Raw genomic sequence first — 16,657 nt, 5'->3', positions numbered from 1 at the left:
GCACGTCGAGCAAAGTGCTCCCTCGCTCACGCTTCGGGCTACGAAAAGCGCCACTTCAAAAGGCGGAAGCCGGGCTGGCCGCCCAGAGACCAGTTCGAGTATCGCTTGGCCTTTCGCGCTGTTCAGGTACACTTGATCTGGTCTTGCGCCGTCCCTTCGAGTGAGGCCGATCTGATCGCTGGTCGCTCATCGCTCGCTCGAGTAAGAATCTGGGGCTTCCCTCGCCATGCGAGGTACGAGCCAGACGCGTTCGATTATGTTTCACGCCAACTCACCAGGCTACCCACGACATGGTCGCGGATCCCGATCTTTTGAGGTCCCAGCCCCATGCCGTCCTGGGGGCCATCTTGTTGCGCGACACGGCCTTGATCATGGATCAGTGGTCACAACGCATTCGAGACGAGTTTCCCGCGGCGCGCCGCTTACACGAAGAGGCGCTGCGCGACCACCTGCCCCAGATACTCCACGCGATCGCCGAACAGTTGGCTTCGACCGATGCCGATCATGTGCCCCATCGGGCGCCGGCCCGCCGACACGGCGAAACGCGATGGGACGACGGCTGGTCGATCTCGAACGTCGTACACGACTATCTGCTGTTGCGGCTGGTGATTCTCGATCACCTGCAGCAGACGCTCGCGCGCCCGCTGCAAATGATCGAGATCATGGCCGTGGGGCTCGTGCTCGACGAGACGATCTCCGCCAGCATCGAGGCCTACGAAGTCGGTCGCGAACAGTTCGTACACGGCATGGAGCAACAACGCACCAACGAACTTTCGGAGCGCGATCGGCGCAAAGACGAGTTTCTCGCCACGCTGGGGCATGAATTGCGAAATCCGCTCGCCGCGATCGCAGGCGCGCTCGAGATCTCGCGTCTGGCGACGCCCGCCGAACCACTTTTCACCGAAGCCCGCGACATACTCGATCGCCAGGTGCAACAACTGACGCGACTGGTGGACGATCTGCTCGACATTTCGCGCATCACGCGGGGACGCTTGGAGCTACGCCGCGCGCGGCTCGAAGCAGGACAGCTCACGACCCAGGTCGCACAGATGCTGCAACCGGTATTCGAGATGCGACGCCAGTCGCTACGGGTCGAGATCGCCGACCGACTGATCTGGCTCGACGCCGATCCAACTCGCTTGCAGCAGATCCTGACCAACGTGCTCGTCAACGCGAGCAAATACACGCCGCCGGGGGGTCATATCCAACTCCAGACCGATTGCGACGAGCAGGCCGCCCTATTTCGCGTGGCCGACGATGGACGCGGGATCGACGCTGATCTACTGCCGCGCGTCTTCGATCTCTACACGCATGGCGAGCGCCCCAAGCACACGCCCGATCTGGGACTGGGCATCGGCCTGGCGCTCGTACGACAGCTCGTCGATTTGCACGGCGGCAGCGTAATGGCTGAAAGCGACGGAGCCGGTCGGGGCGCCACGTTTACGATTCGCATCCCTTTGGCCCAGGAAGCCCAAGTGACGCCAGGGCAGGGGACCAACGGTACCGCAGTAGAATCCAACGGCACCTCGTGTCGGAGGGTATTGGTCGTCGAAGATCACGCCGACCTGGCACGTATGCTCTCGAGCCTGGTCGTGCGCTGCGGTCCGGAGGTGCGCGTCGCATCCGATGGTCCCACGGCGCTGGAAGCGGCCCGCGAGTTCCAACCCGACCTGGTGTTGCTCGATATCGGGTTGCCCGGCATGAGCGGCTACGACGTCGCCGCAGAGTTGCGCAAATTGCCGGGACTGCAATCGGCCGTACTGGTAGCCCTGACGGGCTACGGCCAGGAAGAAGATCGTCAGCGCACTCAAACAGCAGGCTTCAGCCGGCATTTGGTCAAGCCGATCGCCTTTGATGTCTTGCAGCAGGTTTTGCGCACGGTCTGCGACCAAAGATCGTAGCCGGCGAAGCCAACTGTCCAAGCGCCTCGTTCTCGAATGCAGTCCGCGCCGCGCGGCATTTCCGCCGGCGATCAAGTGCAACCGCGAATGAGAAAGAGCAGGAAGAGGATCGGCAGGGGCACACCCAAGAGCCACAGGATAATGTAGCCGACTTTGCCTTGACGGTTTTGATCTTCCGTTCGCATCGCATTGCCTTTCTTTTTCGGCCAGCGCGCGCAACGCCTTGAGCCCGAAGGCCGCCAGGCAAGGGCGCAGGCCGTGGGATGACAGACTTCCGTCGTGGTATTGCAACGCGCCCCAGCGGCTGGCGTGCGATGTCAGCGAGGAACATCGACGGACCGCCGCCAGGGCGCAGAAGTGCCGTCTTATCGTCGCCCTGGTCCGCTAGTCGCCCGCCGCTTCGACGGGCTCTTCGGCCTCGACGTTGATCGTTTCAGCGAGGGCGGTGAGCTTCTTATCGGTGGCCCCCTCCTCATCGAGAGTTTTCTGCAGGAGCTTCGCGGCGGCCGAATGGCCCAGCAGCTCGGCGTAGGTCCGCACCGTGCCGTAGCCGGCGATCTCATAGTGCTCCACGCGTTGGGCGGCGGCGATCAGCGCCGCGTCCTTGACGCTCGGAGGAGCGTCTACCTTGATTACCTCCGCCCCCTCCTCAACCAGTCCCTCCATGGCCTTGCATTTCTTGCCGCGGGGGCTGGCATCGAGATCTTCGAAAATCTTCTCGAGCCGTGTCACGTGTTCCTCGGTTTCGTCCAAGTGCGCCTCGAAGCCTTGTCGTAGTTGCCTCGAATCGGCGGCCTTGGCCATTTTGGGCAACGCCTTCAGCAGTTGCTTCTCGGCGCTGTACAGGTCTTTCAACTCCTCGATATATAGATCGTGCAATGTCTTTAGCGACGACATGGTGTGTTTCTCCTGGCGGCAAATAAGCGGTCGTGCGTACAAGAGGGGGTCCCATGTGGCGGCGCGGATCGAGTCCGCGCCGCCACATCCGCCTGCATTGAATCGTGGGCCGACGTGCGTGGGGTTGTGTTACGGCGTCGTGGGATCGCCGTCGGTGCGGGCATCGTCGATCGCCTGATCGAGCTCGCGCTGTTCCTCGCGAATCTCGGCGCCGGCCTCGATCTGCTCCTGGCGGACGTCACGCTGCTCTTCGGCGATGTTCTCGGCCGCGCGTTGCTGCGCTTCGCGCACGTCGCGGGCTTCGTCTTCGACCGACTTGGCGCAGCCCAGACAACCCAACATCGAGGCGGCAACGGTCATGAGCAAATACTTTCGCATGGCTTACTCCGATCTAAGTAGCTGGATGGTGGCGCCACCGGTGCGATTTGCACGACGCATGGCGGTTCTTGGAACAAGGGCTAAAGCAATCACCGTGCCAACGAGCCGTCGCTCGCAACCTGACCTCTTTTTTGGGGGGACGCGGTAGATGCGCGCTCAAAAACCTGTTCTGCCACGATTCGCGCTGGCTCGAAGGCGGCCAACGTTTTGTCCCACGTGGGGCGGGTGTACAGTACATGCGGCCGTGGCAAAGAATTTGCACTGCTCGCCGAGCAACCAACTCGGCAGCCCTGCATACGCGGACGTGCGTTCGGCCACCACCTCACCCGTAACGAAGGCGGATTCCTGTCCATGGTACGCATCGATTCCGGCACGAATTCTTCGCGCCTGCTGGTCCTGGCCGTGGTGATCTCGACGATTGGTGCCCTTTATTTCGCGCGGGGCGTCCTGATTCCCTTCGCCCTGGCCGGGTTCTTGAGCTTTGTACTCTCTCCCCTGGTCTGGCGGCTGGAACGTTGGCGCGTGCCGCGCGCGGTCGCCGTGGTGTTGGTCGTAACGTTCGCCGGCAGCATCGTGATGCTGATCGGTTACGCCATGGCGGGGCAGGTCTTCCAACTGACCCAGCAGTTGCCCCAATACAAGGAAAACCTGCGCGAAAAAGTCGAGGGCGTTCGCTCGACCACCGGCGGCACATTTTCGCGAATTACCAATTCGATCGGCGAGCTTGCGCGGGAGCTTTCGCACACCTCCAAACAAGTGCAAGACGCCAACCTGTCTGAATCGGCCGCGCCGGCGTCAGGCTCGGACGCCCAGAACTCACCGCGAGAGAACGCCCCCGTGCCGGTCAAAGTGGTCGAGGCCCCCATGAATTTCGTGGGCGTGCTGCAAGGCTCGGCCGCCGCGCTGCTCGGCTCGCTCGGCACTCTGGGGGTCGTCGTGGTGCTGACCGTCTTTATGCTGCTCGAACGGGAAGGGCTGCGCAATCGAGTTATCGCACTGGCCGGCGAAGGGCAACTCCACGTCGCCACGCAGACGATCGACGAGGCGACCAACCTCGTGAGCCGCTATCTGCGGATGCAACTGATTATCAACGTGACGTACGGCATCGCGGTCGGCCTAGGCCTGTGGGCGATCGGACTTCCCAACGCGGCCTTGTGGGGCTTCCTTGGCGCCGTCTTGCGGTTTCTCCCTTACGTGGGTCCCTGGGTGGCTGCGTTGATGCCACTGAGCGTGTCGCTGGCCGTCAGTCACGGCTGGACCACCGTGCTGCTGGTAGCAGCGCTCTTTGTCGTGCTCGAGCTCATCACCAACAACGTGCTCGAGCCCTGGCTGTATGGCTCGAGCACGGGTGTCTCGCCGCTGGGCATCATCACGTCGGCCTTTTTCTGGACCTGGCTCTGGGGCCCTATCGGGTTGATCCTGGCCACGCCGCTCACCGTCTGCCTGACGGTCGCTAGTCGCCACGTTCCGCAACTGCGATTCGTTCACATCCTGCTGAGCGATGAACCGGCGCTCCCCACGGAAGCCCGGGTTTACCAGCGTCTGCTGGCCGTCGACCAGGACGAGGCCCAACGCGTCATCGACGACTACCTCGCACAACACGATCTCGATCAACTCTACGAGGCCGCGCTGCTGCCGGCACTGGCGCAGGCCGAGCGCGATCATGCCGATGGCGTCCTCGACGATGCCCGGCGGCGATTCATGCTGGAGTTTGTCGAGGATCTGATCGACGATATCGGCAGCCGCACGGATGGCGCTGCCGTTGGCAGTCCAGCAGCCAATGCGGACGTGGACGAATCAGATGCGACCGCTTCGAAGCCACGGGTGCTGGTTGCGCCGGCCCATTCTCCGGGCGATATCGTCGCCGGCACGATGCTGACCCAACGGCTACACGCACGCGGGATTGCGGTCGCCAGCGCGTCGGTCGATACCCTGGCCAGCGAGATCGTCGAGCTGGTGGCGGTGGAACAGATCGCGCTGGTCGCCCTTGTGGCCGTCTCCCCCATCTCGGAGTTGCACGCAAAATACCTTACGAAACGGCTCCGCCGCCGGTTTCCTTACCTCAAGGTGATTATTGGCTTGTGGCACGGACGCGGCGATGGCGAGTATACGCAGTCGAGATTGAAGTCAGCCGGCGCCGATCACGTCGTAACGCATTTTGTCGAGATGCTCAATCTGGCCGAACGACTGGTGGAACACGCTCCGCCCGTACCGACGGGATCGACCGTGCAAGCCGAAGCCGTGTGATTGGCACGTGAGTTGCTTTTCCTCCGGGACGAAATCAGCGACGACGTCGTGCGCTGCGGAGAAGCGAGTCTCTCGCTACCCCGAAAGATGATCGTTACTCGTTCCAGGAGAGAAGCGATGAACTGGGATCAAATCGCCGGGAAGTGGACGCAGGTCAAGGGTCAGGTCAAAGAGAAGTGGGGTAAGCTCACCGACGACGACCTCGACGTCATCGCGGGCAAGCGCGATCAGCTCGCCGGCCGCATTCGCGAGCGCTACGGCATTCAAAAGGAAGCCGCGGAAGACCAGATCCGCGAGTTCGAGAAGAGTTGCAACTGTTAGCGGGCGTGGATTGCCCCACAGGCGATTCCCGTAAGCCGGTAAGTGGCGACCTCCAGCGCCACTCGCCGGCTCTTTCTATGAGTTCGCGCTCACTTCGACTTGCGGGCTCGCGCCTGGGGGCCGGCGACGAGCGTGCCCGATTTCTTCTTCGCGTTCGCCGCTCGCGTGCGAGCAGCTTTCTTGGCCGAGGCCGAACGCTGTTTGGCAGGCCCCCCCGCCACGATCGCGGCCCCCTTCCGGCCACCTTTTTTGGCGGCCTCCGTGTTGTCGGGCACGCCATGCCCCGATCCCCCTGGCTTATTGCCGCCGCCGCTCGATTTATTCACGGTGGCCCAGGCACGCCGCTCTGCCTCTTGCTTCCACACGCCGCGATCTGTGTAACCAGCTTCGATCTTTTCGGCCATTCGCTTCTGCTTATCGGTGTACTTCGATTTGTCTCCACGTGGCATGACAGACTCCTTCGAGAAGGGGGAAAGCAAAACGACGCCCTCCACGAAGTTCAAAAATCGTGCCAATGGTGCAGTTCTCGCCGGGCGCAGGTCTGGTGGTGACTCGACAACCCGACTGCACGTACCGCGACCAGCAGGTTGAACGCTCAACCAGAAGTGTTGCCCCAGCGCATGCGCGTTGTCCCAGACAGGAAGAGTCTCTTGAGCCATTTGTCACTCAAAAACACGAGTTTTCCCGAGATCCGCGCTATTGGCACAGGGTGTGCGACAGCAATTCCAACATGTGAGGCGGTCGTCCGTGTGACCGCGCGAGTGAAGCCGAGACACGGTCGAAAGCTCCGTTTCCAAAACACGTTTTAGGGAGGGTCGTGTGATGAAAAATTTCCTCTGGTTAGCCACGCTCGCGTCAGCATTGTATTGCTCGCGGGGGGTGGCTCAGGTGAGCGTGGACGTGCCTGGCGGCCCGTCGGTCGATGTCGGCGGTGGACAGGTGACGGTCGATCCCAATGCCAACGTCAACACGCCCGACGTACAGGTCGACACGCCGAACGCCGACGTCAACGTGCCTGACGCCAACGTCAACGTGGCGCCGAACGCCACGGTCGCGCCAAACGTCAACGTGAACCCGCCCGCCGCGAGCGGGAACGTACAGGCCGACGTGAATGCGGGCGTCAACGCCGACCGCGATCGCGCGGACAATCGCTGGCGCTATCGCTACCACAATGGTCGCTGGTGGTACTGGCAGCCCAATAACAGTTGGGTCTACTGGGGTGGCGATCGCTGGAACAACTACGTCGCTGGCCAACCGTTTTACGGTGGCCCGGCGCGCCGCTTCAATTACTACCGCGGCTACAATGACGGGTACTACGGCAACCGGTATTACGACGGGTACGACGGCTACTACGGCGATCGTTATTACGACGGTTACCGCGGCAACCGCCCGTACAATTACAACAACCGTGGCTACTATGGCCGCCCCGGGGTTAATGTCGGACCGGGCATCCGCTTCAACTTCTAGTTGAACCTCATCGATTGCCGCCGGCGTTCCCTCTTTCGTATACCACAAAAGAGGGCGTCGCGCGGCAACCCGGTCGTCCCGAGCACCTTTCGCGGTATCGTTTTCCCTTCTGGAGCAGTCACCATGCCGAAGCAACCGAGACCGAACGAACAAGATCGCGAACGTCAAGACCGTTCGAAAACTCGTAGCGGCGAACAGACGCAGGAAGAGAAGACCACGAATCGCCGCATGAAGACCCGTCAAGAAAAACGGGCTGAGCGTGAACGTGCCGATCAGTTACAACCGCGCCGACCAAACACGCTGAATCGCGAAGAAGTCCGCCGCGAGTCGAAGCACCACTTGGGACAAACCTAAGTAAAGCCACTTGCAAAAGAGTTGCCATGCAGGCCGAGACGAAGGTTCTGCTGGGTTCGGGAAAGGAGCATGTCATGCGTGCCTTGCTGAGCGGACGAGCGGGACTGGCCATTTCTGCCTACACAATCGGCTGGATGTTGGCCCCCGTGCTGGCCATCGGACAGGCGCCACGGCAAGAGCAAGACGCTGGCGTCACGGTGATCCAGTCGGCGCCGCCGGCCCCCTCCATCGCCGACGTTCAACTGGCTGCCTGGCTGATCGTCGACCACGAGAGCGAAATCTCCATTTGTCAGCATGCTCAAGGGCGGCTGCAAGACGAAACCGTCCGTCGCTTCCTGCAAATCGTCGTGCAAGATCACACGCGTTTGATCCAGAACCTGCGTCCTTTTTCGGGCACGATGCTGGGACAATGGAACCGCGCTGCTCGGTCCGACGCGCTCGGGGCACCATCGACTCGCCGCCCGGCGGCGAACGCGGTCGACGAGACGTCGCGATCGGTGCGTCCCTCGGCGGGGCAGTTTCCCCCCCTGCGAGAGCCCTCGGAACAGGGCATCAACAAGGATACCTTTCTCCTGCAAGTGAAGCGCGAGTTGGGGCAGCAGCGGGTTCTATCGACGCAGGCCATGTTCGACGCACGAGACCGCGATGAATTCGATCAATGCTTTCTCGGCGAACAGGTGGCCACGCATCGCGAGCTTCTCGACACCTTGACCGTGTGCCGCCAGCACGCGACAGGGCGCTTTGCCCTCGTGCTCGACGAAGCGATCGCCCAAACCAAGGCACACCTCGACCACGCCGAACAACTGGCAGACAAGCTCGACTCGACCGAGGTGACGGCGTTTCTGCCCCTCACCTTCGGCGAGTAAACGTACAGGTGCTAGGGCCATCGAGCGACTTCACATCAATCGGTTCTCCCCCAACCGCCGTCGCCGATTGCCCTGAGGGGGCCGCTGTGTTCCCCACACAGCGACCCCCTCCTCTCTTTTTTGCAGACCAACTCGCGACCTACTCGGGAATTCGTTCAACCGACCCTTTCCTTCGCTGCTCGAAAAGCCACTATGGAAACGCTGTGGGATCAAGCAGGCTGGTCGCTGCCGTCACTCGAGGCCGTGGTGGCCGTGATCATCTCGCTGCTGGCGCTGATCGTGCTCGGCAAAACAGACATGTCTAGCGGAGATAAAATGCAATAGGTCGCTGCTCGTCTTGCCTTCACGGCATTGGCCGCGCACCATGAAGGTGGCGGTTTGCCAGCGGAGACCTTCATGCGATCAGGCCTCATGGCCCGAGCGGGCACGATCCTTACCATAACTGCCGCCTATCTTCTGGCGGCCAAGCTGGGGTTGTCGCTCGCCTTTGCCACCGAGCAAGTCTCCGTCGTATGGCCCGCCTCTGGCCTGGCCCTGGCCGCCGTCATGCTCTGGGGGCGAAATGTCTGGCCCGGGATCGCGCTCGGCGCCTTTCTCGCCAATGCCACGGCGAACGAACCCCTCTGGGTAGCTACCTTGATCGCCTGCGGGAACACCGGCGAGGCCTTGCTCGGGGCATGGCTCCTCGAGCGCGTCGTCGATTTCCGTCGGAACTTGCGCCGCATCCAGGATGTCTTGGGACTGATCCTCCTCGCCGCTGGCGCCAGCACCATGTTCAGCGCTACGGTGGGGGTGACGAGTCTCTGTCTCGGCAATGTCCAACCCTGGTCTGATTGGAAGCACCTTTGGCAAACGTGGTGGTTGGGCGACGGGCTCGGGGTGCTGGTGATCGCTCCGGTGCTTCTCACTTGGAGCGAATGGCGTCGGCAGGGCAAAACGATCGAGTCGCTCTTCACGATCGAGTCGGTCGCCCTGGCCATCGGAGTCGCCACGGTCAGCAGCCTGGCCTTCTTCGGCACGGTGAACTCCGCGGAGCTCGAGTTCCAACTCAAGTACGCCATCTTCCCGCTGGTGATCTGGGCCGCACTCCGCTTTGGCCCGCGCGGATCGGCCTCGGCCGTGTTGCTCTCGTTGGCCATCAACCTGCTGGCAGCGGCGAGCGAAATGCAACGTCTGAGCGCCGCTCCGGTCGAAGAAGGGCTGATTCAACTGCAAATCTACATGGCGGTCGTCGCCACAACAGGTTTGCTCTTGGCCGCCGCGGCCTCCGAACGCGACGCGGAAATCAGCAGAGCCCAACTGGGGCAGGCCGTGACGACCGCGCTCACGACCACCGAATCGCCCGACCGGGCGGCGCAGCAACTGATCGCCACCGTCTGCGAGCATCTCGATTGGGACGTCGGCGCCGTGTGGACCCTCGATTCTGCCGGCACTTCGCTCCGCTCGGTCGGCGTGTGGCAGCGTGCCGATCGGTCCCACGATGAGTTTGCGCAGGCCACCCGCGCAATGACGTTCGCTCCAGGAGTCGGTTTGCCGGGGCGCGTCTGGTTGCGGCAGGAAGCGATCTGGATTGCGGACGTCACCCGCGACGACCATTTCCTCCGCGCGGCCGTCGCGGCACGTTGCGGCCTGCACGCGGCATGCACATTTCCCATCGTGTTGGGGACTCGCTTTCTGGGCGTGATTGAGTTCTTCCATCGGCAGATTCAGCCGTCCGATCCTGAACTGCTGGCCACGATGAGCGCCATCGGCGTGCAGGCGGGCTTGTTCATCGAGCGCTGGCGGACGCAAGAATCGCTGCGCCAGCGCGAGCACGAATTGACCGACTTTCTCGAGAGTGCGGCCCTGGGCATTCAATGGATCGATGCCGATGGCACGATCGTCTGGGCCAATCGTGCCCTGCTCGAAACGCTGGGCTACGAGCGAGGCGAGTTCATCGGACACAACATTCTCGAATTTCATTTCGATCGCACCGCTGCCCGCGACATCCTGGTACGCATGGTGCAGGGCGAGGCCGTGCTCGACTTCGAGACCCGTTTGCGTGCCAAGAACGGTTCGGCCCACGATGTGTTGATGAGCTCGAACGTCTACCGCGAAGGAGGCCGTTTCGCCTATACGCGTTGCTTCGTGCGCGACGTCACCGAAAACAAACGCGCCGAGCAAGCGACCCAATTCCTCGCCGACGCGGGCTCGTTGCTGGCCGCGCTCGACGATCCCGAGAGCACGCTACAGGAAATCGCGGCCCTGGCCGTGCCGACCTTCGCCGACTGGTGCGTTGTGCGGATGGTCGCGCCCGACGACAGCCTGCGCGTGGTGGCCATTCGCCATGTGGACGAAGCCAAGACCGAACTGGGAGCCCGCCTTTACGAGCGGTATCCTCCCCGTTGCGACTTGCCGTTCGGAGCTCCGCACATCGTGGCCACGGGCGCGTCGGAACTCGTCACGGAGCTGACTCCAGAGATGCTCCAGGCCACGGCCCAGAATGCCGAGCACCTGGAGATGCTCGTGCAACTGGCGCTCGTCTCGTATCTGGGCGTTCCGCTGCGCGTCCGCGGTCGCATCGTCGGGATCGTCATGTTCGGTACGGCCGAGTCGCGACGTCGCTTCGATGCGGCCGATCTGGCCGTCGCCGAGGAGATCGCACGGCGGGCATCCCTGGCACTCGAGAACGCGCAGTTGTACGCCGAAGTGCGATTGGCCGATCGCCGCAAGGACGAATTTCTCGCCGTGCTCGCGCACGAGCTCCGCAATCCCCTTGCGCCGATCTGCAGCGCGCTCGAAATCCTGAAATTACCGGACCTGGAAACGGCCTCGATCGACGAGGCCCACCAGCTTATCGACCGCCAGGTGCGCCACCTCGTGCGCCTGGTCGACGACCTGCTCGATCTCGCGCGCATCATGCAGGGCAAGATCGAGCTGCGCATGGAATGCATCGACCTCGTGGCCACCGTGCGCCGTGCCTTGGAGACCGCCGCGCCCACGGTACAAACCGGTCAGCATCAACTCGAGGTCTCGCTGCCCGACGAACCGATCTATGTCGATGCCGATCCCGTGCGGCTGGTGCAGGTCTTGTCGAACCTCATCAACAACGCCGCCAAGTACACCGAGCGCGGCGGAAGCATCGCCGTGCGGTGCGAGCTGGAAGGCCGACTCGGTGTCGTACGCGTGCGCGATACCGGCATCGGCATCGCCGGTCATTTGTTGGCGCCGATCTTCGAGCCCTTCTTCCAGGCCGATGAGGCGGTGCGCCGCGCCCAAGGCGGCATGGGCATGGGGCTCTCCCTCGCGCGGCGTCTCGCCGAATTGCACGGCGGTAGTATTCGCGCGATGAGTGCCGGCATCGGCAAGGGAAGCGAATTCATCGTGCGCCTGCCCGCCGTGCTAACCAAGAGCGTTTCATCCGACGAGCCACCCGGCGACGCCGATGCAAGCGAACACGACGCGACGATCGAGCGGCGGCGAACCATGGTCGTCGACGACAACGCCGACGTCGCGCAGAGCCTGGCCATGCTGCTGCGATTGACGGGACAACACGTACGGGTGGCGAACGATGGTCAGACAGCCCTCGAGCTTGCCCGGGCTGAAACGCCTGAGATCGTCTTTCTCGACCTGGGCATGCCCGAGATGGATGGCTTCGCCGTCGCCGGGGCCTTTCGCGCCGACCCCACGTTGCGACGTTGCGTGCTCGTCGCCCTGACAGGCTGGGGACAAGAGGAAGACCGTCGCAGAACGCGAGAGGCGGGCTTCGACCACCATCTCGTCAAGCCGGCATCCCTGGCCGATGTGCAGCGGATTCTGGCCGAATCGAACCCCAGGCAACCGGCGGGCGATGCCGCTACGACCTCGTAGCAGCCACTTCCCCAAAATCTGGCCGCTGGTAGTCCAATGCGACCGCGTAGCAGTCAAACTGCGCAATACCACCGCAGTCTACCTTGGACTGACAGCCATGTATCCAGTTTGATCGCTTCCTGAAAGGACGGCATTCGAGTTGCACGGAGTGACTGGATTTGCACCAGGTACAGTTAGCCTGGTCGATCGAACTCGAATTGTCGACATAAGAGGCGACGTCGATGCGTTACCTGGTTCTGGCCTGCGACTACGACGGCACCTTGGCGCTGCATGGCCGAGTCGACGACGCGACAATCGCGGCGCTCGAGCGTTGCCGTGCCTCGGGGCGCAAGCTGCTCATGGTGACAGGACGCCGTCTCGAAGAGCTGGCCACCGTCTTCGATCGCTTCGATCTCTTCGAGTGGATCGTGGCGGAGAACGGGGCCTTGCTCCATCATCCCGCCACGCGAAAATTACACCCTTTGGCCGAACGCCCCGGCGATACCTTCGCGGCGGCGCTGACCGACCGGGGAGTGGCGCCGATGGACGTGGGGCACGTCATTATCGCCACCTGGGAACCGCACGAGACCGTCGTGCTCGCGACCATTCGCGATCTCGGCCTCGAGCTGCAGGTGACTTTCAATAAGGGGGCGGTCATGGTACTGCCCCCCGGCGTGAACAAAGCCAGCGGACTGGCGGCCGCACTCGAGGAACTCGGCATCTCGCGACACAACGTAGTCGCCGTGGGAGACGCCGAGAACGATCACGCGCTGCTCGACGCCGCCGAGGTGGGGGTCGCCGTGGCCAACGCAGTGCCGATGCTGAAAGAACGCGCCGATCTCGTGACCGTGGGTGACCATGGCGGCGGCGTGGCCGAATTGATCGATCGACTCGTCGCCAGCGACCTGAGCGAGTTGTCTGCTCAGATCACGCGCCACCATTTGCCGCTGGGGAACCTGGTAGCGGACGGACAGGACTTCTTCTTGCCCGCCCAAGGAGTCAATGTCCTGCTGGCCGGTACCTCGGGAAGTGGCAAAACGCCCATCGCCGGCGCCTATGTCGAACAACTTACCCATCACGGCTATCAATTCTGCGCGATCGATCCCGAGGGGGATCTCATCTCGCTGCCCGGCGCCGTCGTTATCGGCAGCGTGCAGGGGGCGCCCGATCTGGAAGAAGTCGCCAAGCTGTGGCAGAAGCCAACCCAGAGCGTCGTGCTGAACCTGGCCGCCCTTTCGCATCACGAGCGGCCGGCGTGGTTTGCCGCGCTCGCGGCGCAGATCGCCGACAAACGGACGCGCGCCGGCCGGCCGCACGTACTGATCGTCTACGATGCGCATCTGGTATTGCCGTCGACGGCCAAGCTGGCAGATGCCGATTGGACCCACCGCACGAAGGGGTTGTTCCTCGTCACGGACGATGCGAAACTGCTCGGCGCCGAAGTGCTGAAGGAACTCGACTACGTCGTCGCGGTTGGCGAACGTGCCAACCGAATCATGCAAGCGGTAGCAGACGCCGCTAAGATCAAAGTGGAAGGCGTCGTCGCTCCCTTGGCACCGGGCGAGGCACTCATCTGGAACCGCGGCTTGGGCCAGGCCCCCTTCGTGACTCGCATGGCCCGGGCCAAGGTAGAGCGGTCGCGTCATCACCGCCTGGCCGTCGACGGCGAGCTACCGCCAGAGCGATCCTTCTTCTTCCGTGGTCCCGAGGGCAAGCTCAAGCTGCGCGCCGCAAACTTGAAGAGCTTCCTGGAACTGGCGTCGGGCATCGACGACGACACCTGGACGCATCATCTGCGCCAGGCGGACTACTCCACTTGGTTTCGCGATGTCCTGCACGACGAGGCGCTCGGCGAGGAGGTGGCGGCGATTGAGCAGCAATCGGAGCTCTCGCCGGCAGATAGCCGCGGCGCCATCGCGTCGCTGATCGAGGCCCGCTATACCTTGCCCGACGCGAAGGCATAACCGGCCGGTTTTCGGACCGTCGCCTCACCGTGAGTTTGCGCGGCCATCAGCCAAGCACCGTCAAGTCCCCGAGACGCGCCGGCGCGGCGTATGATCTCGGCACGCCTCGGCGTTGTCTTGCGACTGCGGCTCGAGATTCCTCGTGGCGGGTCCGGACATCACTTCGCCAGTCGCTTGGAAACGCGAGCCGTGACAGGGGCAGTCCCAGGTCCGCTCGCTGGCGTTCCAGTGGACGATGCAGCCCATGTGCGTGCAAATCGGAGAGAGGAGCGTCAGTTTGCCCTTGTCGTCGCGATGGGCAGCCATGCGCCGGCCGTCGCAGTTGACAATACGTCCTTCACCAGGCTGCACGTCGTCCACGGTCTGGGGCAGATTGCCCGGCAGACGGTCCTTCAGCATGTAGTAGGGATAGTCGAAATTCTCCTTCACGTACTCCCAGCCGGCCGAGAGGGTCTTTCGCTGCGGACTGAACAGCTCCTTCCAAGGGTTCGGAGTCCCGGTGATCGCATCGCGTGCCATCATGGCTCCCAACGTGCCGAAGGTCATCCCGTTCCCGGAAAAACCGGTGGCGACGAACTGGCGTTCAGCCGTCTCGCCGATGAAGGGAAGACGGTCGTAGGTTTCGATCACCTGGCCGGACCAGCGCGCGTAGGGCTGCGAGCGAGGCCACCAGGCCATCAAGGTTTGCTCCAACTGGCGAAATCGATCGAAGGGATCGCGGGCCTGGCCGGTCTTATGATCGTTGCCGCCGAAAATGGCGCGACAATCGTCCCCCAGCCGATCGATACGGAGGTAGTAGTACGGCTCCGAGGTATCCCAGAACAACGATTCACGCAGCGAGCTATAGGGCAGACGCGCGGCGATCGCGTAGGTCGAGTAGGGAGCGAGCTTCGATTGGAGCAGCGTCGCGCTGGCAAAACTGCTCTTGCCCGTCCAGGGCGTGTGGGTGGCGATTACCACGTGGCCGCACGAGATCTTGTGCCCGCCCGAGCGGACCCCCAACGGCTGGTCAACGACTTCCTCGGCCTGACTGTCCTCGAAGATGAAGCTGCCGTCGCCGTCGATGCGTTGCACGAGCGTGGCAAGATACTTGAGCGGATGGAACTTCGCCTGGTTGGCAAAGCCCACTCCTGGCCGCCGGACGATCGGCACGCTGTCGAGGTATTCGGCCTCGAAACCGAGTTCCCGCGCGAGCTGCGCGTCGGCCTGCAGGCTGGACCGTTCGTCGGTGACGCCGTGTAGTGCGCTGTGCAGGAACCCTGGCACCGACTGGAATTCGCACTCGATTTCTTCCTCCGCCACGATTCTTGCGATCTGCTCGAGGGCGGCCTGACCCGCGGCCCAGGCCGCTTGCGCGCCGGTACGGCCAAAGCTCTCGACTGCGGCCGTTAGGCGCAGATCGGTCACGTAGCTGAGATGCGCCGTGGTGAAACCGGTTTCCGCTCCGCCGCAACGACCTTTTTCCAGTACCGCCACGCGCAGACCAGACTGCTTCAACAGATAAGCCGTGGTGAGACCGGCAATGCCGCCGCCGACGATGACCACGTCGACCGCATGGTTGTCGGTGACGCGTGGAAACTGCGGCAGGCGTTCGTATTTCCAGAAGGGGGTATCCATCGCTGACTCCTCGTTCCGTGACGTGGCGGATGCTTGTGCTCCCAGAGGGATGGACTCAACCGCCTGACGCAGACACATAAAGCAATCGGTGTGCCGAGCGCGCGGCGCGACAAGACGAGGAAATGGCAGAAGCACATCGGTGTCCGCGCGCCGACCAGGCACGTCGCAGCGCACCCGAATTGGTCGTAACGCGCTCACGCCATCCGTAGCGCGCGAGGATCGATCCGCACTAGGTGGAGGCGTTCAAATCGCCTTCGCGCGCCTGGCCCAAACAGGTTTCGATGATCTGTCCGAGCTCGGTGAAATCGACCGGCTTCGCCAGCACGCGGGACATGCCTGCATCGACCGCCGAGTAGACCGTCTCGAGCCGGGCGTGCGCGGTCACAAAGACTCCCAGCAGATGAGGAGAGATGCGCCGCGCGGCTTGAAAGAACTCGATCCCATTCAACCCCGGCATCTGGTAGTCGAGCACGGCGAGCTCGAAGGGTTGTCCGCGCACCTTCTCCAGGGCGGCCACACCGTCGGGGGCGGTATCGACGTCGTAACCGAGCTCGCTCAGCTTTTTTGCCATCACGGCGCGAAGCTGCGGATCGTCATCAACGACTAGGATCTTCGTGGCTTCCACCTGGCAGGCTCCGCGCGCTACGATTCGGGAAACAGGAACGACCCATGCATCGAGTACCGATCCACACGGTCAACGATCAGAAAGGTTGCCAGTTAAAGAGCAATGATCGTGCCGACCGCCTAACTTTCCATATCCCACTTAAAGTGTGGAAGTTCAGGCCTTAAGTGCTTGTTCGGACTCACGAAGCGGACG

At 62.9% G+C, this 16,657-nt stretch carries 13 protein-coding genes; 8 read left to right on the top strand and 5 right to left on the bottom strand.

All coding sequences use genetic code 11. The features are described from left to right. Window positions 1-290: 290 nt before the first annotated feature. Window positions 291-1,901 carry a response regulator gene (locus KF708_14860; GenBank protein ID MBX3413969.1) on the top strand — a complete coding sequence of 537 codons (1,611 nt, stop codon included), beginning with the start codon at window positions 291-293 and terminating at the stop codon, window positions 1,899-1,901. A gap of 384 nt (window positions 1,902-2,285) precedes the next feature. On the opposite strand, the gene KF708_14855 is transcribed toward KF708_14860, so the two are convergent. Beyond that, window positions 2,286-2,798 carry a ferritin-like domain-containing protein gene (locus KF708_14855; protein ID MBX3413968.1) on the bottom strand — a complete coding sequence of 171 codons (513 nt, stop codon included), beginning with the start codon at window positions 2,796-2,798 and terminating at the stop codon, window positions 2,286-2,288. Window positions 2,799-2,927: 129 nt separating this feature from the next. Further along, complete coding sequence (locus tag KF708_14850) at window positions 2,928-3,176, bottom strand: hypothetical protein (GenBank protein MBX3413967.1); 249 nt, start codon at window positions 3,174-3,176, stop codon at window positions 2,928-2,930. Window positions 3,177-3,527: 351 nt separating this feature from the next. Here KF708_14850 and KF708_14845 point away from each other — a divergent pair, with 351 nt between their 5' ends. Next, window positions 3,528-5,423, top strand: a complete 1,896-nt coding sequence (locus KF708_14845; protein ID MBX3413966.1) for an AI-2E family transporter — start codon at window positions 3,528-3,530, stop codon at window positions 5,421-5,423. Between the two features lie 117 nt (window positions 5,424-5,540). Then, window positions 5,541-5,744: a CsbD family protein gene (locus KF708_14840; protein ID MBX3413965.1), complete on the top strand. Its 204-nt coding sequence runs from the start codon at window positions 5,541-5,543 to the stop codon at window positions 5,742-5,744. Window positions 5,745-5,833: 89 nt separating this feature from the next. Here the strand turns inward: KF708_14840 and KF708_14835 are convergent, their stop codons facing one another. Beyond that, window positions 5,834-6,193, bottom strand: a complete 360-nt coding sequence (locus KF708_14835) for a hypothetical protein (protein ID MBX3413964.1) — start codon at window positions 6,191-6,193, stop codon at window positions 5,834-5,836. Between the two features lie 373 nt (window positions 6,194-6,566). On the opposite strand from KF708_14835, the gene KF708_14830 reads away from it, so the two are divergent. From KF708_14830 to KF708_14810, 5 genes are all read left to right on the top strand, one after another. After that, on the top strand, window positions 6,567-7,211 hold the full coding sequence (locus KF708_14830; protein ID MBX3413963.1) for a hypothetical protein: 645 nt from the start codon (window positions 6,567-6,569) through the stop codon (window positions 7,209-7,211). Window positions 7,212-7,334: 123 nt separating this feature from the next. Next, on the top strand, window positions 7,335-7,565 hold the full coding sequence (locus KF708_14825; protein ID MBX3413962.1) for a hypothetical protein: 231 nt from the start codon (window positions 7,335-7,337) through the stop codon (window positions 7,563-7,565). A 74-nt stretch (window positions 7,566-7,639) separates the two neighbouring features. After that, on the top strand, window positions 7,640-8,431 hold the full coding sequence (locus KF708_14820) for a hypothetical protein (GenBank protein ID MBX3413961.1): 792 nt from the start codon (window positions 7,640-7,642) through the stop codon (window positions 8,429-8,431). Window positions 8,432-8,827: 396 nt separating this feature from the next. Beyond that, window positions 8,828-12,280: an MASE1 domain-containing protein gene (locus tag KF708_14815; GenBank protein MBX3413960.1), complete on the top strand. Its 3,453-nt coding sequence runs from the start codon at window positions 8,828-8,830 to the stop codon at window positions 12,278-12,280. A 221-nt stretch (window positions 12,281-12,501) separates the two neighbouring features. Further along, on the top strand, window positions 12,502-14,223 hold the full coding sequence (locus KF708_14810; protein ID MBX3413959.1) for an HAD family phosphatase: 1,722 nt from the start codon (window positions 12,502-12,504) through the stop codon (window positions 14,221-14,223). Window positions 14,224-14,283: 60 nt separating this feature from the next. Here KF708_14810 and KF708_14805 read toward each other — a convergent pair whose 3' ends face one another. Both KF708_14805 and KF708_14800 read right to left on the bottom strand, forming a co-directional pair. Next, the gene (locus KF708_14805) at window positions 14,284-15,840 is read right to left on the bottom strand and encodes an FAD-dependent oxidoreductase (GenBank protein ID MBX3413958.1); all 1,557 of its coding nucleotides are present in this window, start codon (window positions 15,838-15,840) and stop codon (window positions 14,284-14,286) included. 229 nt (window positions 15,841-16,069) lie between these two features. Further along, window positions 16,070-16,465, bottom strand: a complete 396-nt coding sequence (locus tag KF708_14800; GenBank protein MBX3413957.1) for a response regulator — start codon at window positions 16,463-16,465, stop codon at window positions 16,070-16,072. Window positions 16,466-16,657: the final 192 nt, after the last annotated feature.

The sequence above is a fragment of the Pirellulales bacterium genome (assembly GCA_019636335.1).
Lineage (GTDB): Bacteria > Planctomycetota > Planctomycetia > Pirellulales > JAEUIK01 > JAHBXR01.
Note: the sequence above shows the minus strand (reverse complement) of the source record. Positions and strands in the feature narration are given on the sequence as shown.